The 21,309-nt window shown below is 59.6% G+C and carries 20 protein-coding genes and 2 pseudogenes; 6 read left to right on the forward strand and 16 right to left on the reverse strand.

Annotated features, from left to right (window positions below):
* The first annotated feature begins 269 nt into the window (after nucleotides 1-269).
* The 3 genes and pseudogenes from JIO00_RS01855 to JIO00_RS01865 form a co-directional block, all read left to right on the forward strand.
* A complete protein-coding gene (locus JIO00_RS01855) occupies nucleotides 270-2,099 on the forward strand; it encodes a glucan biosynthesis protein G (RefSeq protein ID WP_010464497.1) in 1,830 nt (609 codons plus the stop codon).
* Nucleotides 2,092-4,662 carry a glucans biosynthesis glucosyltransferase MdoH gene (mdoH, locus tag JIO00_RS01860; RefSeq protein WP_010464496.1) on the forward strand — a complete coding sequence of 857 codons (2,571 nt, stop codon included), beginning with the start codon at nucleotides 2,092-2,094 and terminating at the stop codon, nucleotides 4,660-4,662. The genes JIO00_RS01855 and mdoH overlap by 8 nt, the downstream gene beginning before the upstream one ends.
* A gap of 114 nt (nucleotides 4,663-4,776) precedes the next feature.
* Nucleotides 4,777-4,944: pseudogene (locus JIO00_RS01865) on the forward strand (peptide ABC transporter ATP-binding protein); the annotation flags it as partial.
* A gap of 126 nt (nucleotides 4,945-5,070) precedes the next feature.
* Here JIO00_RS01865 and JIO00_RS30050 read toward each other — a convergent pair.
* The 11 genes and pseudogenes from JIO00_RS30050 to ubiE form a co-directional block, all read right to left on the reverse strand.
* Nucleotides 5,071-5,943, reverse strand: a complete 873-nt coding sequence (locus JIO00_RS30050) for a methyl-accepting chemotaxis protein (protein WP_370655189.1) — start codon at nucleotides 5,941-5,943, stop codon at nucleotides 5,071-5,073.
* A 33-nt stretch (nucleotides 5,944-5,976) separates the two neighbouring features.
* Nucleotides 5,977-6,987 (reverse strand): annotated as a pseudogene (locus JIO00_RS30055) (methyl-accepting chemotaxis protein); the annotation flags it as partial.
* Between the two features lie 238 nt (nucleotides 6,988-7,225).
* Nucleotides 7,226-7,933, reverse strand: coding sequence for a 16S rRNA (uracil(1498)-N(3))-methyltransferase (locus tag JIO00_RS01875; protein ID WP_200667501.1), 708 nt, complete (start codon nucleotides 7,931-7,933; stop codon nucleotides 7,226-7,228).
* Nucleotides 7,930-8,736 (reverse strand): twin-arginine translocase subunit TatC, encoded by an 807-nt coding sequence (tatC, locus tag JIO00_RS01880; protein ID WP_010464487.1) that lies wholly within the window; start codon nucleotides 8,734-8,736, stop codon nucleotides 7,930-7,932. Before tatC ends, JIO00_RS01875 begins: the two co-directional genes overlap by 4 nt.
* A complete protein-coding gene (gene tatB, locus JIO00_RS01885; protein ID WP_077747609.1) occupies nucleotides 8,733-9,182 on the reverse strand; it encodes a Sec-independent protein translocase protein TatB in 450 nt (149 codons plus the stop codon). The genes tatC and tatB overlap by 4 nt, the downstream gene beginning before the upstream one ends.
* 10 nt (nucleotides 9,183-9,192) lie before the next feature.
* A complete protein-coding gene (locus tag JIO00_RS01890; RefSeq protein WP_010464483.1) occupies nucleotides 9,193-9,471 on the reverse strand; it encodes a twin-arginine translocase TatA/TatE family subunit in 279 nt (92 codons plus the stop codon).
* A 25-nt stretch (nucleotides 9,472-9,496) separates the two neighbouring features.
* On the reverse strand, nucleotides 9,497-9,829 hold the full coding sequence (locus JIO00_RS01895) for a phosphoribosyl-ATP diphosphatase (RefSeq protein WP_008047820.1): 333 nt from the start codon (nucleotides 9,827-9,829) through the stop codon (nucleotides 9,497-9,499).
* Entirely contained in the window at nucleotides 9,822-10,223 is a 402-nt protein-coding gene (gene hisI, locus JIO00_RS01900) for a phosphoribosyl-AMP cyclohydrolase (RefSeq protein WP_010464478.1), read from the reverse strand. Before hisI ends, JIO00_RS01895 begins: the two co-directional genes overlap by 8 nt.
* An 81-nt stretch (nucleotides 10,224-10,304) precedes the next feature.
* Nucleotides 10,305-11,909, reverse strand: a complete 1,605-nt coding sequence (gene ubiB, locus JIO00_RS01905) for a ubiquinone biosynthesis regulatory protein kinase UbiB (protein ID WP_010464476.1) — start codon at nucleotides 11,907-11,909, stop codon at nucleotides 10,305-10,307.
* Nucleotides 11,906-12,529 (reverse strand): ubiquinone biosynthesis accessory factor UbiJ, encoded by a 624-nt coding sequence (locus tag JIO00_RS01910; RefSeq protein WP_010464473.1) that lies wholly within the window; start codon nucleotides 12,527-12,529, stop codon nucleotides 11,906-11,908. Before JIO00_RS01910 ends, ubiB begins: the two co-directional genes overlap by 4 nt.
* Nucleotides 12,529-13,299 (reverse strand): bifunctional demethylmenaquinone methyltransferase/2-methoxy-6-polyprenyl-1,4-benzoquinol methylase UbiE, encoded by a 771-nt coding sequence (ubiE, locus tag JIO00_RS01915; RefSeq protein ID WP_007948968.1) that lies wholly within the window; start codon nucleotides 13,297-13,299, stop codon nucleotides 12,529-12,531. Before ubiE ends, JIO00_RS01910 begins: the two co-directional genes overlap by 1 nt.
* Nucleotides 13,300-13,454: 155 nt before the next feature.
* Between ubiE and JIO00_RS01920 the strand changes: the two genes are divergently transcribed.
* The 3 genes from JIO00_RS01920 (at nucleotide 13,455) to JIO00_RS01930 (ending at nucleotide 15,288) form a co-directional block, all read left to right on the forward strand.
* Nucleotides 13,455-13,730: a polyhydroxyalkanoic acid system family protein gene (locus JIO00_RS01920; RefSeq protein WP_010464468.1), complete on the forward strand. Its 276-nt coding sequence runs from the start codon at nucleotides 13,455-13,457 to the stop codon at nucleotides 13,728-13,730.
* A gap of 243 nt (nucleotides 13,731-13,973) precedes the next feature.
* Nucleotides 13,974-14,396, forward strand: a complete 423-nt coding sequence (locus tag JIO00_RS01925; protein WP_010464467.1) for a phasin family protein — start codon at nucleotides 13,974-13,976, stop codon at nucleotides 14,394-14,396.
* Nucleotides 14,397-14,406: 10 nt separating this feature from the next.
* Nucleotides 14,407-15,288 carry a phasin family protein gene (locus JIO00_RS01930; protein WP_200667503.1) on the forward strand — a complete coding sequence of 294 codons (882 nt, stop codon included), beginning with the start codon at nucleotides 14,407-14,409 and terminating at the stop codon, nucleotides 15,286-15,288.
* Nucleotides 15,289-15,488: 200 nt separating this feature from the next.
* Here JIO00_RS01930 and JIO00_RS01935 read toward each other — a convergent pair whose 3' ends face one another.
* The 5 genes from JIO00_RS01935 to JIO00_RS01955 form a co-directional block, all read right to left on the reverse strand.
* On the reverse strand, nucleotides 15,489-16,109 hold the full coding sequence (locus tag JIO00_RS01935) for a TetR/AcrR family transcriptional regulator (protein ID WP_010464462.1): 621 nt from the start codon (nucleotides 16,107-16,109) through the stop codon (nucleotides 15,489-15,491).
* 59 nt (nucleotides 16,110-16,168) lie between these two features.
* Complete coding sequence (gene phaC, locus JIO00_RS01940; RefSeq protein ID WP_200667505.1) at nucleotides 16,169-17,851, reverse strand: class II poly(R)-hydroxyalkanoic acid synthase; 1,683 nt, start codon at nucleotides 17,849-17,851, stop codon at nucleotides 16,169-16,171.
* A 115-nt stretch (nucleotides 17,852-17,966) separates the two neighbouring features.
* Nucleotides 17,967-18,821, reverse strand: a complete 855-nt coding sequence (phaZ, locus tag JIO00_RS01945) for a poly(3-hydroxyalkanoate) depolymerase (RefSeq protein WP_200667507.1) — start codon at nucleotides 18,819-18,821, stop codon at nucleotides 17,967-17,969.
* Nucleotides 18,822-18,972: 151 nt separating this feature from the next.
* Nucleotides 18,973-20,652 (reverse strand): class II poly(R)-hydroxyalkanoic acid synthase, encoded by a 1,680-nt coding sequence (gene phaC, locus JIO00_RS01950; protein WP_200667509.1) that lies wholly within the window; start codon nucleotides 20,650-20,652, stop codon nucleotides 18,973-18,975.
* 256 nt (nucleotides 20,653-20,908) lie between these two features.
* Entirely contained in the window at nucleotides 20,909-21,280 is a 372-nt protein-coding gene (locus JIO00_RS01955) for a gamma-butyrobetaine hydroxylase-like domain-containing protein (protein ID WP_010464454.1), read from the reverse strand.
* Nucleotides 21,281-21,309: the final 29 nt, after the last annotated feature.

Genomic DNA, 21,309 nt, shown 5'->3' on the forward strand with positions numbered 1-21,309 from the left:
TGAAACATGTTTTTCAGGGCTTTTCGACTGAAAACAGGGGTTTTTCGCGATAAATACTTTGTTACCCCTGATGCGTTGTAACGCGGCCTACTAGATAATCGCGCGCTACGGGGATCAGCGTTCGTTGGTCCATTTTGACTTAGGTAGAGACTTGTCCGAGACCTGTTGGGGAATCATTTAGCCCCATAGGAGTCGGAACAATGCTCGCCAACCTGGCATATAGATAGCTGGCCGTTGGTTTTTTGATCTGTTTTCGGCGAGGGTTGCTCGTGATTGTTACTCCCTGTAATGCACCAAAATTGACTGCCAAACGGTTCCGAAGCGCTCTGGTAGCGGGCTCAGCACTGCTCTGCCTGCTCAGCGCCGGCCAGATTTGGGCATTCAATCTGGAGGATGTATCGGTCAAGGCGAAAGAGCTGGCCGGACAAAAATACGAAGCCCCGCGCAGTAACCTGCCGAACGAATTCCGCGAAATGAAATTCGCGGACTATCAAAAAATTCGTTTCCGCACTGAAAAAGCCGAGTGGGCCGATCAGAAAACCCCGTTCAAGCTTTCGTTCTATCACCAGGGCATGCACTTCGACACGCCGGTGAAAATCAACGAAATCACGGCTAACACCGTCGAAGAGATCAAATACGACCCAACTCGTTTCGATTTCGGCGATGTGAAGTTCGATCCTAAAGCTACCGAACAACTGGGTTATGCCGGTTTCCGAGTGCTTTACCCGATCAACAAGGCCGACAAGCAAGACGAAATCATGACCATGCTCGGCGCGAGCTACTTCCGCGTTGTCGGCAAGGGTCACACCTATGGCTTGTCCGCTCGCGGCATGGCCATCGATACCGCATTACCGTCCGGCGAAGAATTCCCGCGCTTCACCGAATTCTGGATTCAACGGCCAAAACCGGGTGACAAACACCTGGTGATCTTCGCGCTGCTGGATTCGCCACGTGCCACCGGTGCTTATCGTCTGACCCTGCGTCCTGGCAGCGACACCATTGTCGACGTCAAGGCCCGCATGTTCCTGCGTGACAAGGTCACCAAGCTTGGCGTTGCGCCGCTGACCAGCATGTTCCTGTTCGGCGCCAACCAGCCGTCGAAAGTGCTGAACTACCGTCGTGAGCTGCACGATTCCAGCGGTCTGTCGATTCATGCCGGCAACGGCGAATGGATCTGGCGTCCACTGAACAATCCAAAACACCTGGCCGTGAGCAACTACTCGATCGAAAACCCGCGTGGTTTCGGCTTGCTGCAACGTGGCCGCGACTTCAGCCACTATGAAGACCTCGACGACCGCTACGACAAGCGCCCAAGTGCCTGGATCGAACCAAAAGGCGATTGGGGCAAGGGTTCCGTCGATCTGGTAGAGATTCCGACTGCCGACGAAACCAACGACAATATCGTTGCGTTCTGGAGCCCGGAAAAACTGCCTGAGCCTGGTCAGCCGCTGGACGTCGCCTATCGCATGCACTGGACCATCGACGAAGCCGCACTTCACGCACCGGACAGCGCCTGGGTCCAACAGACCCTGCGTTCCACGGGTGACGTGAAACAGTCCAACCTGATCCGTCAGCCGGATGGCAGCGTTGCCTATCTGGTGGACTTCGAAGGTCCGTCCCTGGCAGCACTGCCGGAAACCGCGGACGTTCGCAGCCAGGTCAGCGTGGGCGACAATGCCGAGCTGGTCGAAAACAGCGTGCGCTACAACCCTGAAACCAAGGGCTGGCGCCTGACCCTGCGGATGAAAATCAAGGATCCGGGCAAGCCTACCGAGATGCGTGCGGCACTGGTTGAGAACATCGTGCCAGGCGACCTCGCCAAGAACTCGCTGCCAGTCTCCAACTCTTCGGTTGCCAAGGCCGATAAAGTGGCCGCCAAGCAACAAGAGAAGGCGGACAAGGAAGCCAAGGACGCCAAGCAAGCCGAAGCCAAGCAGGCCGACGCGAAGCCAGTTGCCGATACCAAGGAAAAGGACAAGGACAACAAAGACGCCAAGCAGCCTGTTGCTGCGGACGCGGCCCCAGCCACACCGGAATCGGCAGCGACGGAAGAAGTCCTGACCGAGACCTGGAGCTACCAGTTGCCTGCCGATGAGTAATTCTCAACTACAGCCAGAGACTCTTGCCGAGTATCTGGCGCATCTACCGATGACCGACCAGCAGCGCGCGGAACTCGCGGGCTGCCAGTCCTTCAGCGAATTGCACCAACGTCTGTCGTCTTCGACGTTCGACGCTCCGACCGAGGCTGCCCAAGCCTCGGTGGGCCGTCGCCTGACCCTGAGCACTGCTGAAGAACTGGAAGAAGCGGAAATGCTGGCGGTCGACGCCAGTGGTCGGGTTTGCCTCAAGGCCACCCCGCCGATTCGTCGGACCAAAGTCGTGCCGGAGCCGTGGCGCACCAACATTCTGGTGCGTGGCTGGCGGCGTCTGACCGGTCGCACCAACCCACCGGCCCCGCCGAAAGACGAGAATGTGCTGCCGGCGGCTCGCTGGCGCACCGTCGGTTCGATCCGCCGTTACATTCTGCTGGTCCTGATGCTTGGCCAGACCATCGTCGCCGGCTGGTACATGAAAGGCATCATGCCGTACCAGGGCTGGTCGTTCGTCGACCTGAACGAGGTTCTGCACCAGCCGATCCTGAAAACCGTCACGCAAGTGCTGCCGTATGCGCTGCAAACCAGCATCCTGATTCTGTTCGGGATTCTGTTCTGCTGGGTCTCGGCCGGTTTCTGGACGGCGCTGATGGGCTTCCTCGAATTGCTCACTGGCCACGACAAATACCGGATCTCCGGTAAAAGTGCTGGCAACGAGCCGATTGCCAAGGACGCGCGCACTGCACTGGTGATGCCGATCTGCAACGAAGACGTGCCACGGGTGTTTGCCGGTTTGCGTGCGACCTTCGAGTCGGTTGCAGCCACGGGTGACCTGGATCGCTTCGACTTCTTCGTCCTCAGTGACAGTAATGACGCGGACATTTGCGTGGCCGAGCAGCAAGCCTGGCTGGACGTCTGCCGTGAAGCCAAGGGTTTCGGCAAGATTTTCTATCGCCGTCGTCGCCGTCGTGTGAAACGTAAAAGCGGCAACCTCGACGACTTCTGCCGTCGCTGGGGCGGTGACTACAAGTACATGGTCGTGCTCGACGCGGACTCCGTGATGAGCGGTGACTGCCTGACCAGCCTGGTGCGCTTGATGGAAGCCACGCCGGACGCCGGGATCATCCAGACCGCGCCGCGTGCGTCGGGCATGGACACCCTTTATGCGCGTATGCAGCAGTTTGCTACCCGCGTGTACGGTCCGTTGTTCACCGCCGGCCTGCACTTCTGGCAGTTGGGTGAATCCCACTACTGGGGCCACAACGCGATCATCCGCATGAAGCCGTTCATCGAGCACTGCGCCTTGGCGCCGTTGCCGGGTAAAGGTGCTTTTGCCGGTGCGATTCTGTCCCACGACTTCGTCGAAGCTGCGCTGATGCGCCGTGCCGGCTGGGGCGTGTGGATTGCCTACGATTTGCCGGGCAGCTACGAAGAACTGCCGCCGAACCTGCTGGACGAACTCAAGCGTGACCGTCGCTGGTGCCACGGTAACCTGATGAACTTCCGCCTGTTCCTGGTCAAGGGCATGCACCCGGTGCACCGTGCGGTGTTCCTGACCGGCGTGATGTCTTACCTGTCGGCGCCGTTATGGTTCTTCTTCCTGGTGTTGTCGACGGCGCTGCTGGCGGTCAACACCTTGATGGAACCGCAGTACTTCCTTGAGCCGCGTCAGCTCTATCCGCTGTGGCCGCAATGGCACCCGGACAAAGCAATTGCGCTGTTCTCGACGACGATTGTGCTGTTGTTCCTGCCGAAGCTGTTGAGCATCATCCTGATCTGGGCCAAGGGCGCGAAAGAGTTCGGTGGCAAGTTCAAGGTGACCTTGTCGATGCTGCTGGAGATGCTGTTCTCCATGCTGCTGGCGCCGGTGCGGATGATTTTCCACACCCGTTTCGTCCTCGCCGCGTTCCTCGGCTGGGCCGCGACCTGGAATTCGCCACAACGTGACGACGACTCCACGCCATGGAGCGAAGCGGTCAAGCGCCACGGTCCGCAAACCTTGCTGGGCTTCTTCTGGGCCCTGCTAGTGGTCTGGCTGAACCCGAGCTTCCTGTGGTGGCTGGTGCCGATCGTCGGTTCGTTGATGCTGTCGATCCCGGTATCGGTGATTTCCAGTCGTGTCGGCCTGGGCCTAAAGTCCCGTGACGAGAGCCTGTTCCTGATCCCTGAGGAATACAATCCGCCGCAGGCGTTGCTGGCAACCGATCAGTACACCCACGAAAACCGTTGGCATGCACTGAACGACGGTTTCATCCGTGCGGTGGTCGATCCACAGCAGAACGCCTTGGCGTGCTCGCTGGCGACCTCGCGTCACGGTCAGGCCGAGCCGATCGAATGGTTGCGCATCGAGCGGGTGCGTCACGCCTTGAAAGTCGGGCCTGACGGCCTGAACAACAATGAGCGTGTGCAATTGCTGAGCGACCCGGTGGCATTGGCTCGCTTGCATGAGCAGATCTGGAATGAAGGCCATCCCGAGTGGCTGGCAGCCTGGCGCAAATCGGTGAAAGCCGATCCCCATGCGCCGCTGCTACCGCTCAAACCACTGAGTGCGCAGCCTCAGTTGGCCTGACGAGAAACCCCGCGAAAGCGGGGTTTTTTTTGCGCTGATGATCGTTCCCACACAGAGCGTGTGAACGATCAGCGTTAGAGCAACAATTCCTGCTTAAACCCTTGTGCAAACGGAGGCATGACCATGGTCTGCGTCACCCACGAGATGGGCTTTGCACGGGAAGTCGCGGATCGAGTGCTGTTCTTCGATCACGGCAAATTGCTGGAAGATGCCTCGCCGGCCGAGTTCTTCGATGCGCCGAAGGATCCGCGGGCGCAGGCCTTCTTGCGCCAGATTTTGTAGCTTGAGCACCTGTCCTGACGCCTTCGCGGGCAAGCCTCGCTCCTACAGTATTGTGTCGTGGCTCAATCGAGCGATACGCAAAGTCCTGTAGGCGCGAGGCTTGCCCGCGATGGCATCACCTCGGTTTCAAACCTTGAACCTGCCCACCAGCATCTGCAGATGAGTCCCCAGGCGCGCCAGCTCGACGCTGGACGCCGCTGTCTCTTCACTGGCTGCCGAGGTCTGCTCGGACACATCGCGCACGTTCAGCACGCTCCGGTTGATCTCCTCGGCCACTGCGGTTTGTTGCTCGGCAGCGGCGGCAATCTGCTGGTTCATCGACTGAATCGCCGACACTGTGCGGGTGATGCTTTCCAGCGAGCTACCGGCGCGGCGGGTCAGTTCGACGCTGCTGTCGGTCAGGCTGCGGCTGTTGTCCATGATGGTCGCCACTTGCTGGGTGCCGGTTTGCAGGCCGACGATCAGCTCTTCGATTTCCTCGGTGGACTTCTGAGTGCGCTGGGCCAGGCTGCGCACCTCGTCGGCGACCACCGCGAAACCACGTCCGGCCTCACCGGCACGGGCGGCTTCAATCGCGGCGTTGAGGGCCAGAAGGTTGGTTTGTTGGGCCACGGATTTGATCACGTCCAGCACGCTGCCGATCTTGTCGCTCTCGCGTTTCAGATCACCCATGGCCGCTGTGGAATTGCCAACCTCGAGGGCCAGGCGCTCGATCTGAGCGATGGCCTCTCCGACCACTTTGTCACCTTCGCGGGCCTGCTGATCGGCGGCGACGGCGGCTTCGGAGGCTTCTTCGGCGTTTCGCGCGACTTCCTGCACGGTGGCCGTCATTTCGTTCATTGCCGTGGCCACCTGATCGGTCTCGACCTTCTGGCTGTTGACCCCGGCGCTGGTCTGTTCGGTGACGGCGGACAGTTCTTCGGCGGCGCTGGCGATTTGCGTTACGCCATCGCTGATACCGCCGATCAGTTCGCGCAGGCCCAGAGTCATGTTCTGCATGGCACGCTGGAGCTGGCCCAATTCGTCGCGACGTTCGGAAACAAGGTTTTGCGTCAGGTCACCAGCCGCCACGCGTTCGGCGACTTTGAGGGTCTGGTTCAGCGGAACCACGATCTGGCGAGTGATCGCCCATGCCGCCAGCAAGCCAAACGCCAGGGCCAGAACGGTAGCCATCAGCAGCAGGTTCTTGGCGTGTGCGGCGTCGGTGTCGCGGACGATGGTTTGTGACACGGTGAGTTTTTTGCTGACGTCGAGCAAGATATCGCCTTGCGCGGCCATGCGCTTGAGGGCGGCGGCGCTGGCCACTTGCGAGTCGCGGAACTGGCTGACGGCGGCGCGATAGGCCTTGAGCGAATCGCTGGCCTGCTGCAGGTTGGCAATGTGCTGTTCCGGCAGTTTGGAGGGCAGGCTTTCGAGGTTCTTCAGAGCGTTGTCGATGGCGTCCAGTGCAGGTTGCTCGGCCTCGGTCTTGCCGCTGTAGGTGTAGCCGCGCACCTGGAAGCGTGCCTGCTGAATCAGTTTGCTCAGGTCGATCACGCTGTTGAAGTCGGCGACGCTGTCGCCTTGCAGCATGGACTTTTCGACTTCAGCGACGCGGGCCACGGCGTTATCGGCGGTCGCGCCCAGTTTGCTGCGGGCGTCTTCGCGGTTGGCACCGGCCTGGGTCATCGCGATGAAGGCTTGCTTGTACTGGCTGACGGCGGCCAGTTGCTGGTCGATCATCGCCGCATCAGCGGGCTGTTCGATCAATTTGCGTGCGGTTTGCAGGCCCGTGTCGAGTTGGCTCAACAGATCGTTGACGGCGCCCGGGCCTTGTTCGCCTCGGCGCATTTCGTAGTCCAGACGGGCCAGGCGCAGGTCTTTGGTCTGGTCGTTGAGGCTGGCAATGAACCCCAGCTTGTCGCCCCGGCTCATCACGCCCGTCAGGCCGGTCCAGGCGGTGAAGGTGATCAGCAGCGTCAGCAGCAGCACCAGACCGAAACCGATCCCCAGTTTGCGATTGACGCTTACGTTTCCCAGACTCTCGGTTAGCCAACGGTACATGCTGCTACTCCCTCGGACTACAAATTGGTTTTATGGGAGCTGTATCGGCCGGCGGCCGGGAATCTGTAGGTACAGCGCGGTATTCAGGTCGAGTAAAGCCCTGTGGCGAGGGAGCTTGCTCCCGTCCGGCTGCGAAGCAGTCGCAAATCAGGTTGATACGGTTTTGCAGGAAAAAAGCGGAGGCCGCTGCGCGCCCAAACGGGAGCAAGCTCCCTCGGCACAGAGACCGTGCTTGATCTTAAAAGAGGCGGGAGAGCAGGGCGGTGACGGCGGTTTCGACGCGCAGGATGCGCTCGCCGAGTTGTACCGGTTGCAGGCCAGACTTGGCCAGGAGGTCGATTTCGTAAGGGATCCAGCCGCCTTCAGGGCCGATGGCCAGGGTCACCGGTTCATTCAGGCCGCGAGGGCAGGGCGGGTAATTGCCCGGGTGGCCCACCAGGCCGAGGGTGCCTTGAGAAATGGCCGGCAGCCGATCTTCGACGAACGGCTTGAAGCGCTTCTCGATGACGATTTCCGGCAGCACGCTGTCCCGGGCCTGTTCCAGGCCGAGGATCAATTGCTCGCGAATCGCTTCAGGTTCCAGAAACGGCGTCTGCCAGAAGCTCTTCTCGACGCGATAGCTGTTCACCAGGATGATTCGTGGCACACCCATGGCCGCCACGGTCTGAAACACCCTGCGCAGCATTTTCGGCCGTGGCAGGGCCAATATCAGTGTCAGGGGCAGCTTGGTCGGCGGCGGCTGGTCAAGGGTGACGCGCAATTCGGCTTCATCAGCGTCCAGGCGCAACACTTCGGCCGCACCCATCAGGCCGCCGATACGCCCGACGCGCATGCTGTCACCCACTTCACAGCGGTGGACTTCCTGCATGTGCGTCAACCGGCGATCACGCAGGATCACCCGGTCGGCCGCAATGAAATCGGCCTCTTCGAGGAGCAGCAGGTTCACGGCTGGGTCGCTGGCGGCTGGTCGTTGTGATCGTCTGCCGGCTGGTTGTCCGGCTGATCGTCTGGATGATCGCCGCGCTTGCTGATCAGACCGCCGAACAGGATGCCGATCTCGAACAACAACCACATCGGTACAGCCAACAGCGTCTGCGAGAAGATGTCCGGTGGTGTCAGGATCATGCCGACCACGAAGCAGCCGATGATCACGTAGGGGCGGATTTTCTTCAGGTATTTGACGTCGACCACGCCGATCCATACCAGCAGCACCACAGCCACCGGGATCTCGAACGCCACGCCGAAGGCAAAGAATAGCGTCATGACGAAGTCGAGGTAGCTGCTGATGTCAGTCATCATTTCCACGCCGGCCGGGGTGGCGGCGGCGAAGAATTTGAAGATCAGCGGGAACACCAGGTAATAGGCGAATGCCATGCCGGCATAGAACAGCATGATGCTGGACACCAGCAACGGCACGGCGATGCGCTTCTCATGCTTGTACAGGCCCGGCGCGATGAAGCCCCAGATCTGATGCAGGATCACCGGGATTGCCAGGAACAGCGAGACCATCATGGTCAGCTTCAATGGCGTCAGGAACGGCGACGACACGTCGGTGGCGATCATCGTTGCGCCCACGGGCAAATACTGGCGCAGCGGCGTCGAAACGAAGGTATAGATCTGCTGGGTGAAGGCGAACAACCCGGCGAAGATGATGAAGATCGCCGCTACGCAACGCAGCAGGCGGGTACGCAACTCGGTGAGGTGCGAAACCAGCGGCATGTGCTGGTCGTTTTCAGGAAGATCGCTCATGGGGCTCGCGGCGCCAGTGTTGGGTCATGAGGGGCCGGCGCAACAGGCGCAGCCGCAGGCGTGGCAGGTTCAACCGGTGGCGTTGCAACAACGGGTGCAGGTGCTTCTACGGCGACGACAGGTGCTGGCTCGGCGGCGGGGGCATGAATCGTTTGCTCCGCGATCGGTTCAACAGGCTGAACGGGCGTGGCCTCCTGCTGGGTCGGCGTGAAAATCTTCCGCGCCTCCTGTTCCAGCGACAGGATGTGCTCGTTGTGCAGTTGCCGACGAATCTCGTCGGCACCGATTTCACGTTCAACTTCCTGTTTGATCGCGTTGAAGCTGCGCTTCAGGCGACCGACCCACAGGCCGGCGGTGCGCGCAGCGCCCGGCAGGCGCTCGGGGCCCAGCACTAGCAGGGCGACGAGGCCGACGAGCAGCAGTTCAGAGAAGCTGATACCAAACATTAGTCAGTGCTCACACGTCTTTGCGGATCGGCTCTTCGACTTTTTGCGCCTGCACGTCGATGGTGTGCGGCTGGTTCACGGACTGCGTGGTCTGTGGCTGAACAGGTGGAACCGGTTGCGCCGGGGTCACGGTAGGATCGGCCGGTTTCTCGTCATCGTTCATGGCTTTCTTGAAACCCTTGATCGACTCGCCCACGTCAGTGCCGAGGTTTTTCAGTTTCTTGGTGCCGAACACCAGCACGACAACAACCAGGATGACGATCCAGTGTTTCCAGTCAAAAATGCCCATGTTGCTGCTCCTCTCTAATAGTTGTTCAGGCGGACGGGCGCGAGGCTTTCTCGGCGTGTCCGGACAGACCGAAACGACGGTCCAGTTCATCGAGTACAGCCTGTGGATGCTGCCCCAGTTGGGCGAGCATGACCATGCTGTGGAACCACAGGTCGGCGGTCTCGTAGATCACATCGCTGCAGTCGCCACTGATGGCGGCATCCTTGGCGGCAATGATGGTTTCGACCGACTCTTCGCCGACTTTTTCCAGAATCTTGTTCAAGCCCTTGTGGTACAGGCTGGCGACATACGAGCTGTCAGCGGCAGCGCCTTTGCGCTCTTCCAGCACCTCGGCCAGACGGGTCAGGGTGTCACTCATGGCTGTGTCCTGCGGAATAAATGGCGTGCGGGTCCTTGAGCACGGGATCGACGGTTTTCCAGTCTCCGTTCTCGAAGACGCGGTAGAAGCAGCTCTGCCGACCGGTATGGCAGGCAATGTCGCCGATCTGCTCGACCATCAGGATGATCACGTCGGCGTCACAGTCCAGGCGCATCTCATGCAGCGTTTGCACGTGGCCGGACTCCTCGCCCTTGCGCCACAGCTTGCCACGGGAACGTGACCAGTAAATGGCACGGTTCTCGGCAGCGCTCAGTTCCAGTGATTCGCGGTTCATCCAGGCCATCATCAGGACGCGCCCGGTCTTGTGATCCTGGGCAATCGCCGGCACCAGGCCGTCTGCGTCCCACTTGATCTCGTCCAGCCAGTTTTTCATCTTCGACTCCGACAGCGGGTTCCACACTTCATGAGCAGAACCCAAGCGTTCAAACAGTGTGCCAGCGTGCGGGGGCGCTGGCTATCGGCGAACGACCAGATACAAACCGACGGCCACCATGATTCCGGCCGGCCAATGACCCATATCGCTCAATGGCCCGCCGGCCAGCAGAATGGCGCCGCCCGCCAGGTGAGCGCAGCCGAGCAGGCGCAGGAACCAGTCGTCCTTGCGCTTGTGCCACGGTGGCGGCGGATCGTTGGCGTGGGGCTGGGACATGCGTTCGAGCAGGTCACGGGCCATGTTGGCCAGGTGCGGAATCTGTTCGAACTGGCTCTGCACGTTGCCGAGCAAGGCTTTGGGGCTGACGCGCTCACGCATCCAGCGTTCGAGGAACGGCTGGGCGGTGTTCCACAGATCGAGATCCGGGTACAGCTGACGGCCGAGGCCTTCGATGTTCAGCAAGGTTTTTTGCAGCAACACGAGTTGCGGCTGCACTTCCATGTTGAAGCGGCGAGCGGTCTGGAACAGGCGCATCAGCACTTGGCCGAATGAAATATCTTTTAACGGTTTTTCGAAGATCGGCTCGCACACGGTGCGGATCGCTGCCTCGAATTCGTTGAGCTTGGTTTCTGCCGGTACCCAGCCCGAATCGATGTGCAATTGCGCCACACGACGGTAGTCACGCTTGAAGAACGCGAACAGGTTACGCGCCAGGTAATCCTGGTCTTCAGGGGTCAGGCTGCCGACGATGCCGCAGTCGATCGCAATGTATTGCGGGCTCCACGGGTTGACGGTGCTGACAAAGATGTTGCCGGGGTGCATGTCGGCGTGGAAGAAACTGTCGCGGAACACTTGGGTGAAGAAGATTTCCACACCCCGTTCGGCGAGCATCTTCATGTCGGTGCGCTGGTCGGCCAGGGTCGCGAGGTCGGTGACCTGAATCCCGTAGATGCGCTCCATTACCAGCACTTTCGGCCGGCACCAGTCCCAATAGACTTGTGGCACATACAGCAGCGGCGAGCCTTCGAAGTTGCGCTTCAACTGGCTGGCATTGGCCGCTTCGCGCAGCAGGTCGAGTTCGTCGTAGATGGTTTTTTCGTAGTCCTGGACCACGTCCACCGGGTGCAGCAAACGTGCATCGGCCGAGAGTTTTTCGGCGGCGCGGGCGAGGATGAACAGCCACGCCAAGTCCTGGGCAATGATCGGTTTCAGGCCCGGGCGTATCACCTTGACCACCACTTCTTCGCCGGTCTTCAGTTGCGCGGCATGCACCTGCGCCACCGAGGCTGAGGCCAGCGGTTCGACGTCGAAACGGCTGAACACTTCACTGATCTTTTTGCCGAGCTGCTCTTCGATCAGGTTGACCGACACTTGCGAGTCGAACGGCGGCACACGGTCCTGCAGCTTCATCAACTCATCGGCGATGTCTTCGGGCAGCAGGTCGCGGCGCGTCGAAAGGATCTGCCCGAACTTGATGAAAATCGGCCCAAGGTCCTGCAACGCCAGGCGCAATCGCGCACCACGGCTCAGGTCCAGCGTCTTGCGCGGGAACCAGCGCCACGGCAAGGCGTAGCGCAGCGCCAGGAGAAACCAGGGCAGCGGCAGGGCGAACAGCAGGTCATCGAGGCGGTAGCGAATCACAACGCGCTGGATGCGCAACAAACGGCGGACGGCAAGCAGCTTCATGCGTTATCGCTTGGGTCGAGGGATCGGGAAAGGCGCTCGAAACGCGCCTCGAGACGTTCCAGATCGAGCTTGATCTGGTCCAGTTCACTGAAACGGGCTTCGGCTTCGCGCTGACCGACGAGGGTGCGCGATTCTTCGGCCAGGTATTCGCCAAGATTCTGATTCAGGCTGGCGAAACCTTGCTGATACCAGCGTGCGCGGCTGCGCAGGTGACCGCCGACCAGTTGCGTGGCGACCGGGCCGAGCCAGCGCGAGAGTTCGTACTCCCAGTCCAGCTCAAGGTCCTGAAGGATCGCCGCCAGCTCCAGCAGCACGCCGCTGTCACCGTCGAGCTCGACTTCAGGGCCATGCAGCACCGAGGTCTTTTCCTTGCTCATCGCCAGTTTCAACAGGCTGGAGGCCGGTGCACGCAACGTGCAGTCAGCGCCGGTTTCCCAGTGGGAAGCGAGCATCAGGCCTTCGTCGCTGGGCAGGATGAACAGTTGCAGCGCCGGGCTGCGGCAGTCGACGGCAATCACCCTGCCGCTCAAATGCGCCAGTCGCGGTAGCGCCGTGCTGTCGAGACGCAGCACCCGGTTCAGACCGAGTTCAACGCTGGCGAGCAGGCCGGCCAGCAACATCAGGGTTTGATGCCGCGGTGCAGGGCGACGATGCCTGCGGTCATGTTGTGGTAGGTCACGCGGTCGAAACCGGCCTCGACCATCATCGACTTCAGGGTTTCCTGATTCGGGTGCATGCGGATCGATTCGGCCAGGTAGCGATAGCTTTCCGAGTCGTTGGTGATCAGCTTGCCCATCAACGGCATGAAGGCGAACGAGTAGGCGTCGTAGGCTTTGGACATCAGCGCATTGGTCGGCTTGGAGAATTCCAGCACCAGCAAACGGCCGCCCGGTTTCAGTACTCGCAGCATCGAGCGCAGGGCGTCTTCTTTATGGGTCACGTTGCGCAGACCGAACGCGATGGTCACGCAGTCAAAATGGTTGTCCGGGAACGGCAGCTTTTCAGCGTCGGCCTGAACGAACTCGACATTGCCGGCCACACCCAGATCCAGCAGGCGGTCACGACCGACCTTGAGCATGGACTCGTTGATGTCGGCCAACACCACCTGGCCGGTCGGGCCAACGAGGTGCGAGAACTTCTTGGTCAGGTCGCCTGTGCCGCCGGCGATGTCCAGCACGCGGTTACCGGTGCGAACACCCGACAGCTCGATCGCAAAACGCTTCCACAGACGGTGCATGCCGCCCGACAGGAGGTCGTTCATCAAGTCGTACTTGGCGGCTACCGAGTGGAAAACCTCAGCGACTTTTTCCGCTTTCTGGCTTTCCGGTACGTTTTTGAAGCCGAAGTGAGTGGTGGGTTCGGCATCGCTGCCTTTGCGCTGATCAGTCATATCGCTGTCACCAAAAGAGAATGCGGGACATTCTAATCCCGGTGGCCTGCTTTGTCTTGGCAAGGCTGAAGGTAAGATAGGCAACCACCGGGACGTTTTGCCGCAGCAGCGGTCAAGATGCTTCAGGAAAGTATCCATAAAGCAGGAGTCATTCGATGGCCCGTATTAGTGTTGAGCGTGCCCACGGCCTGGGCAAGGAAGCAGCCCGCGAGAAGGCTGATCTGTTGGCGCAGAAGCTGTCCGATCAATATGGCCTGGAGCCGCAATGGTCCGGCGACACCCTGAACCTCAAACGTTCCGGTGTGAAAGGCGCGGTACATGTCAGCGAAGATTCGATCCGCGTCGATGTGGAGTTGGGCCTGATGATGTCGGCCATGAGCGGCATGATCAAATCGGAAATCGAAAAAGCCCTTGATAAGGCCTTGGTCTGATTCCGGATTGAAATCCCTTCATCTGTAGGAGTGAGCCTGCTCGCGATAGCGGTCTGTCAGTCAACATTGATTTCGACTGACAGACCGCTATCGCGAGCAGGCTCACTCCTGCATTTGTTTTGTGTGAAGCCAAAGTTTTATGTCAGTTGTTAGGGTGCCGTTTCTAATTTTTCTCCCTACTTTGTGCCTGAGCCCGACACTTTCGCGGGCAGTTCCTCAAACCTTCTGCGCGTGAGGTGCACCATGGCCAAAGTTATTTTGAAGAAAAAAATCGACGCTTCGACTACTGCTCTGGGCGACGTCAAATCCTATGCCCGCAAGATCTGGCTGGCAGGCCTGGGGGCCTACACCAAGGTCGGTCAAGAGGGCAGCGAGTACTTTCAAGAGTTGATCAAGGCTGGTCAAACTGTTGAAACCAAAGGTAAAAAAGTAGTTGCCGAGAAACTTGAAGCGGCTAACACAGAGATTGAAGAAGCCAAGAGTGAAGTGAGCACTTTTAAAGGCAAGGTCGAAGTTCAACTCGACAAGGTCGAGAAGGCTTTTGACTCGCGTGTCGCAAGTGCCTTGAATCGTATCGGCATTCCGTCTAAACATGACGTTGAGACACTCTCTGCTAAGCTCGATGAGCTGACGGCATTGCTCGAACGCGTCGCGCGTAAATCTTAAGGAGAACGGGATGGCTGGTAAAAAGAACACCGAAAAAGAAGGCAGCTCGTGGATCGGGAAAGTCGAAGACTACTCCCGCAAAATCTGGCTTGCTGGTTTAGGCGTGTACTCGAAGATCGACACTGACGGCAGCAAGCTCTTCGATACATTGGTTAAAGACGGCGAGAAAGCCGAGAAGCTCACCAAGAGCGCTGTCGGCAAGAAAGTCGATGCCGCCAAGGACTCCGCTTCGTCGGCCAAGTCGCGCATCAGCGGCGTGAAAGATCGTGCACTGGGCAAGTGGGATGAGCTGGAGGGGGCTTTTGACAAGCGCCTGAACAGCGCCATTTCGCGCCTGGGTGTACCGAGCCGCAATGAAGTGAAAGCGCTGCACAGCAAGGTCGATACCCTGACCAAGCAGATCGAGAAACTCACCGGCGCCAAGGTTGCACCTGTTGCGGCGAAAACCGCAGCGGCCAAACCTGCTGCTAAACCAGCCGCCAAAAGCGCTGCCAAGCCACTGGTAAAAGCGGCTGCCAAACCGGTCGCCAAAGCCGCGTCGAAAGTCGCATCCGCCGCCAAGTCCGCTACCAAAACTGCCGCAGCCAAACCTGCAGCAGCCAAGACAGCGGTCAAATCGGTTGCTGCCAAAGCCGCCGCCAAACCAGCAGCAAAACCGGCTGCCAAAACTGCAGCGGCCAAACCGGCAGCCAAACCAGCGGTAAAACCTGCCGCAGCGAAGAAGCCAGCAGTGAAGAAACCGGCCACGCCTAAGGCTGCCGCGCCAAAACCAGCAGTGGCTGCCGCCAAACCGGCGACCCCGGTCAGCACGTCGAACTCCGCTGCTGCACCGACCCCTGCTGTAACCCCGACTGTCGCGCCAGCTCCATCGACGCCAACCAGTCAGTCCTGATTTTCAGGGCTCAAGAAAACGCCCGGCCTGCAAAGGTCGGGCGTTTTTGTTTGTGCACGATTTCATATACACCGCAGAACCCTTGTGGGAGTGAGCCTGCTCGCGATTGCGGTGTGTCATTCAACATTGATATTGACTGACCCGGCGACATCGCGAGCAGACTCGCTCCCACAGTGAAATGTGTTTATCCAGTGAAAGGGTTACTCGTGTTCTTCGAGGTATTGCAGGGCCAGGTGCTCGGTCGCCACTTTGATCGGCGGCAGCAAATGCGGCGCCACCAGCATCATGATCTGATACACCACCAACCTGACTTCACCCTCGCGATCAAGAATCCGCTGATAGTCCAGTGAGAACAGCAGCGTCATGGTGATCTGCTCCACCAACTGCCCCAGCGCTTGAGTGTCACTGACCAACTGCCCTTGCGCCTTCAATCGCGCCAGCAACGAAGCCAGCGTGCGCTTCAGTGCATTGAGCAGATTGCGGATGCCCTTGGCCAGTTTCGGCAGGCGCCCGGCCAGGTTTGACAGGTCCTGGAACAGAAACCGGTAATGGGCCAGCCGCTCGACGATCAAGTGCAGGAACAACCAGTAATCCTCCGGTGCCAGCTCCACGTCGGCCGGAGGATCAAGCAGTGGCGCAAGCTCGGCCTGGAAACGCTCGAACAAGCCGAGAATCAACGGTTCCTTGCCGTGGAAGTGGTAGTAGAGGTTGCCCGGGCTAATGCCCATTTCGTTGGCAACTTCCATGGTGGAAACGTTCGGTTCACCCTTCTGATTGAACAATTGCAGGGCACATTCGAGGATCCGGTCGCGGGTTTTCATCCAGTCTTCTTAATGGTCGGGTCATGCCACGGCAGGCGTGTGCTGTGGTTCGTTGTCAGTCAGCGCACACGCACGTAAGTACCGGGTGCCGCCTCCATCGGTGGATAGTTCTGGTTGCCGAGGGCCATGTGGGTTTCTTTTTGCGCGCCCGAGCGTTCCTGAATCCAGCTCAGCCATTGGGTCCACCAACTGCCGTCGACTTGCTTGGCGTCGTAATACCACGCTCGTGGGTCGCTACTTAGTTTCGCGCTCTCGACGAAGTTGGCCTTCGGGTTGCTCGGCGGGTTGAGGATGCTCTGCACATGACCGCTGTTGGACAGGACGAAACGTCGCTCGCCACCCAGCAGCAGCGTCGAGCGATACACCGCGTCCCACGGCGTGATGTGGTCGTTGATGCCGGCCACGCTGAAGCTGTCGACCGTGACTTTCTGCAAGTCGATCGGCGTGCCGCACACTTCAAGGCCGCCCGGATGACTCAGTGGGTTGTGCTTGAAGAAGTCCAGCAGGTCGCCATGCAAGGCTGCCGGCAACCGGGTGTTGTCGTTGTTCCAGTAGAGGATGTCGAACGCTGGAGGCTCCTTGCCCAACAGGTAGTTATTGACGAAGTAACTCCAGATCAAATCGTTGGGACGCATCCAGGCAAAGACCTTGGCCATGTCGCGCCCGTCCAGCACACCTTTCTGATAGGAGCGACGCTTCGCCGCTTCGAGGGTCTGTTCGTCAGCGAAAAGCGTCGCCGGAGAGTCCATCTGACTGTCGAGCAGGCTCACCAGATACGTCGCGCTGGATACCCGCCGCAGTTGTCGCTTGGCCTGCAAGTGGCCTTGCAGCGCGGCGATGGTCAGCCCACCGGCGCAAGCGCCCATCAAGTTCACTTCGCGAGCGCCGGTGATTGCCCGGCAAACGTTCATCGCTTCTTCAACCGCTTCGACGTAGGTCGACAGACCCCATTCGCGATGGCGCACATCCGGATTGCGCCAGCTGATCATGAAGGTCTGCAGGCCGTTTTTCAGGGCGAACTGGACGAAGCTGTTATGCGGGCTCAGGTCGAAAATGTAGTACTTGTTGATCTGCGGCGGCACCACCAGCAGCGGTTTGGAATACTGCTTTTCGCTCATCGGCTTGTACTGGATCAGCTCCAGCAGCTCGTTGCGAAACACCACGGAACCCGTGGTGGTGGCGACCGTTTTACCGACCTCGAACGCTTGCTTGGTGACTTGTCTGGGCAGGCCGTCGTTGTGCAGGAAATCGTCGACCAGATGGCTGATGCCACGCACCAGGCTGTTACCGCCGGAATTGAAGATTTCCTTGATCGCCAGCGGATTGAGCAGGGTGTTGGACGGCGCCACGGCGTCATTGAGCAGGGCGAACGCAAAGTGGGCGCGAGCGCGATCGTCCGGGGTCATGTTGCTTTCGTCGATCCAGCTTTTAACTTCTTTCTGCCAGCTCAGGTAGGCCTGCAAGCTGCGGCGATAAAACGGGTTGAGGCTCCACGCCGGGTCGGCAAAACGACTGTCCTGCGGGTTGGTCGGGTGCAGGGTTTCCCCCAGCATGACGCGACCCAGTTGGCCGCCCAGTTTCAAGGCATGCCGAACGCAGTGCACCGGGTTACGCAAGCCATGGGCGGCAACGCTGCGCAGGGTCGAAAACAGATCCCGGCCACGCAGGCCGGTGATCGCACTCTGCGCGTTGATGAACGCGGCGGGAGTGGGCAAAAAGTCCCTCGCTGGTTTGTCGCGCATGTGTCAACACTCCTTCGTCTTTCAGGCCAAATACAAACACATCGAACCAGAACACCATAGACGCTGTTATGGGTTGTTGCGCGGTGCGGCGTCCTGCCGACCGACAATGGGCCGGTTAACCGCCCAATGGCGCGGGATGCGGATGCATCACGGCGCGCTGACGTTCCTCCTCGAGGAATTTCATGATGATCGGTGCCACCGCTTCGGCGCGGGTAATCAGGAACAGATGCCCGTCATCGATGATGTGCAACTGCGCATTGGGGATCCGCCAGGCCAGCATGCGCATGTTGATCAGCGGGATCAGTGGATCGTCGTCGCCGGCCAGTACCAGCGTCGGCTGGTTGATCTTGTGCAGCCAGTGAATACTGGTCCAGCCAAGCCCGGCGAACAGCTGCCAGTAGTAACCGAGCTTGCCCGCCGAACGGACCTTCGCCGCATGGCTGGCGGCCAGGGTCGGATCGCGCCGGAAAGAGCCGCCGTAGATCATCGGCGCAATGCGGATCACGTGAGACGGCTGGATGTAGCGCCGCGGGCTGGCCATCATCCACAGCACTTTCGGTTTGCCCGGCACCATCACCGCGCCGGCCGCCGTGGCCGCCAGCACGAGTTTCTTGCAGCGCTCGGGATAGTCGTAGGCGAACTGCTGAGCGAGTGCGCCTCCCCAGGAAACGCCGATGACGTTGACTTGCCCGTAGTCGAGATAGTCGAGCATCCGCGCCGTGAGTTTCGCCAGGCCCGGAAAACGGTACGGCCGATTAGGCGTCGACGAACCGCCGACACCGGGAACGTCGAAGGCGATGACTTCCAGGTCCGGGTCCAGCGCTGCGACGAACGGAAACACCAGCTCCAGGTTGGCGCCGATGCCGTTGAAAATCAGCAAGGGCGTCAAGTGAGGCTTGCCGGGGCGTACCGCCGTGCGGATGGTCTGGCCATCCAGGTCGACGGTACGGAATATGAACGGTTGCGGCATGCTTCAGGCCCTGTGGGTTAATTCATCCCCGGTCCCCCTATCGGAGTGAAGCTTGCTCGCGAAGGCGTCAAGTCAGTCGACATCCATGTTGAATGAAAGACCGTTTTCGCGAGCAAGCTTCGCTCCTGCAGAGGGGCGCGGGGTGTGTCAGTTACCGCTCATGCACATAAGTGCCGGGTGCTGCTTCGCCCGCTGGATAGGCCTTGTTCCCCAGGCTCGCCGGGGACTTCTTCAGCTTGCCCGAACGCTCGGCCTGCCAGGCCTGCCAGTGCAGCCACCAGGAATCAGTGTGCTTGGTGGAGTTCTCTTGCCAGTCTTCGGCTTTGACCGGCATTTCGTTGCTGGTCATGTAGCGCGATTTCGGATTGCCCGGCGGGTTCAGAATGCTCTGGATATGCCCGCTGCTGGACAGCACGAACTCGACCTTGCCGCCAAACAACTGCGCCGACTTGTAGCAGGACTTCCACGGCGTGATGTGGTCGTTGGTGCCGGCCAGGGAAAAGATGTCGGCCGTGACCTGCTTCAGGTCGATCGGCGTGCCGCACACTTCCAGTGCATCAGGACGGATCAGCGGGTTGTTTTTGAACATTTCGATCAGGTCGCCGTGGAATGCGGCGGGTAACCGGGTGGTGTCGTTGTTCCAGAACAGGATGTCGAATACCGGCGGCTCGTTGCCCAGCAGGTAGTTGTTGACCCAGTAGTTCCAGATCAGATCGTTGGGGCGCATCCAGGCAAAGACTTTCGCCATGTCGCGGCCTTCCAGCACACCGGCCTGATAGGAATGGCGCTTGGCGGCTTCGAGGGTCTGCTCGTCGACGAACAAGGCCACGTCGCTGTCCAGGGTCGTATCCAGCACGCTGACCAGCAGGGTGAGGGCGTTGACCTTCTTCTCGCCGATCGCGGCGTAGTGGCCCAGCAGCGCGGTGCAGGTGATGCCACCGGAGCAGGCGCCCAGCATGTTCACGTCTTTGCTGCCGGTGATCGCAGTAACCACGTCGACCGCTTCCTTGAGCGCTTCGATGTAGGTCGACAGACCCCACTCGCGCTGCTCCTTGGTCGGGTTGCGCCAGCTGACGATGAACGTCTGCACGTTGTTGCGCAGGCAGAAGCGCGCCAGGCTCTTGTCCGGGCTCAGGTCGAATACGTAGAACTTGTTGATCTGCGGCGGCACCACCAGCAGCGGACGCTCGTGCACCTGCTCGGTGATCGGGCGGTACTGGATCAATTCCAGCACGTCATTGCGGAACACCACCGCGCCTTCGGTCACGCCCAGGCTCTTGCCGACTTCGAACGCGCCCATGTTGACCTGGCTCGGCATGCCGCCGTTGTGTACCAGATCCTTGGCCAGGTGCGAGAGGCCGTCGAGCAGGCTTTTGCCGCCGGTCTCGAAGAACCGTTTGACCGCCGCCGGGTTGGCCGCACTGTTGGTCGGGGCCATGGCTTCGGTCATGAGGTTGATCACGAAATGCCCGCGACTGACGTCTTTGGGCGGCAGGTTGCTGTCGTCAATCCAGTCGTGGAGTTCCTTGCGCCACGCCAGGTAAGTTTGCAGATAACGTTTATAGAGCGGGTTCTGGCTCCAGGCCGGATCGGCGAAGCGACGGTCATCGCTGGTAGGTTGAAGTTCTGATTTGCCGAACAACACGTTCTTCAATTCAAGGCCGAAATGGGCGACATGCTTGGCACTGTGAATCGGTTGTTTGATGGCCTGCCTGAGCACCATTCGAGCAGAAGCCAGTAGATCCTTTCCACGCAGCCCAACGACAGGATTCAGCCCCAAGGTGTTTTCCGAGGCTTGATACTTCAAGTCATCGTTATTCTTGTTACTCATCTACGACGCTCCATTGTCCTGAGACGAGTACCTGGGCCCAGCTGTCATCACACAGCCAATGCCAGGTACTTATGCTCGGGTGACCGTTAATTCTGCATCGCTGCTTTTTACGGCAGAGAGCACTGCAGGGAACTTGCCAGCTCCATTGGTTACCCGAGTTTAATTTTTTTCGCAAGCGGGCCAATCATTGACCCAGGAGCGGAGCATTCAAACAGATGGAATTAGAAAATGCCCTCTAAAGAGCAAGAGGGCTGACCTAGAGCATCAGCTTGACGATGGATTCGTTCGGATCGCGGGTTTTTCCGGCGGCTTTGAGTTCGGCAAGATAATCGTTCCAGAGATCCTCTTGGCGCACGCCCAACTGGTACAGATATTCCCAAGTGAACAGGCCGCTGTCGTGCCCGTCGTCGAAGGTCAATTTCAGTGCGTACTGACCGGCCGGTTCTACCTTGGTCAGGCCTACGCCGATCTTGCCAAATTGCAGGATAGGTTTGCCGTGGCCCTGGACCTCGGCGGAAGGAGAGTGCACGCGAAGGAACTCGGCGGGCAGGTGATATTCCTCGCCGGACGCGTATTTCAGCGACAGGGTTTTCGAGGCTTTGTGCAGTTTGATGTCGGTGGGAAGCATAGGAAGAGCCTCGGGCAGAAAGCTACAAG

The organism is Pseudomonas sp. SW-3, assembly GCF_016615645.1.
Lineage (GTDB): Bacteria > Pseudomonadota > Gammaproteobacteria > Pseudomonadales > Pseudomonadaceae > Aquipseudomonas > Aquipseudomonas mandelii.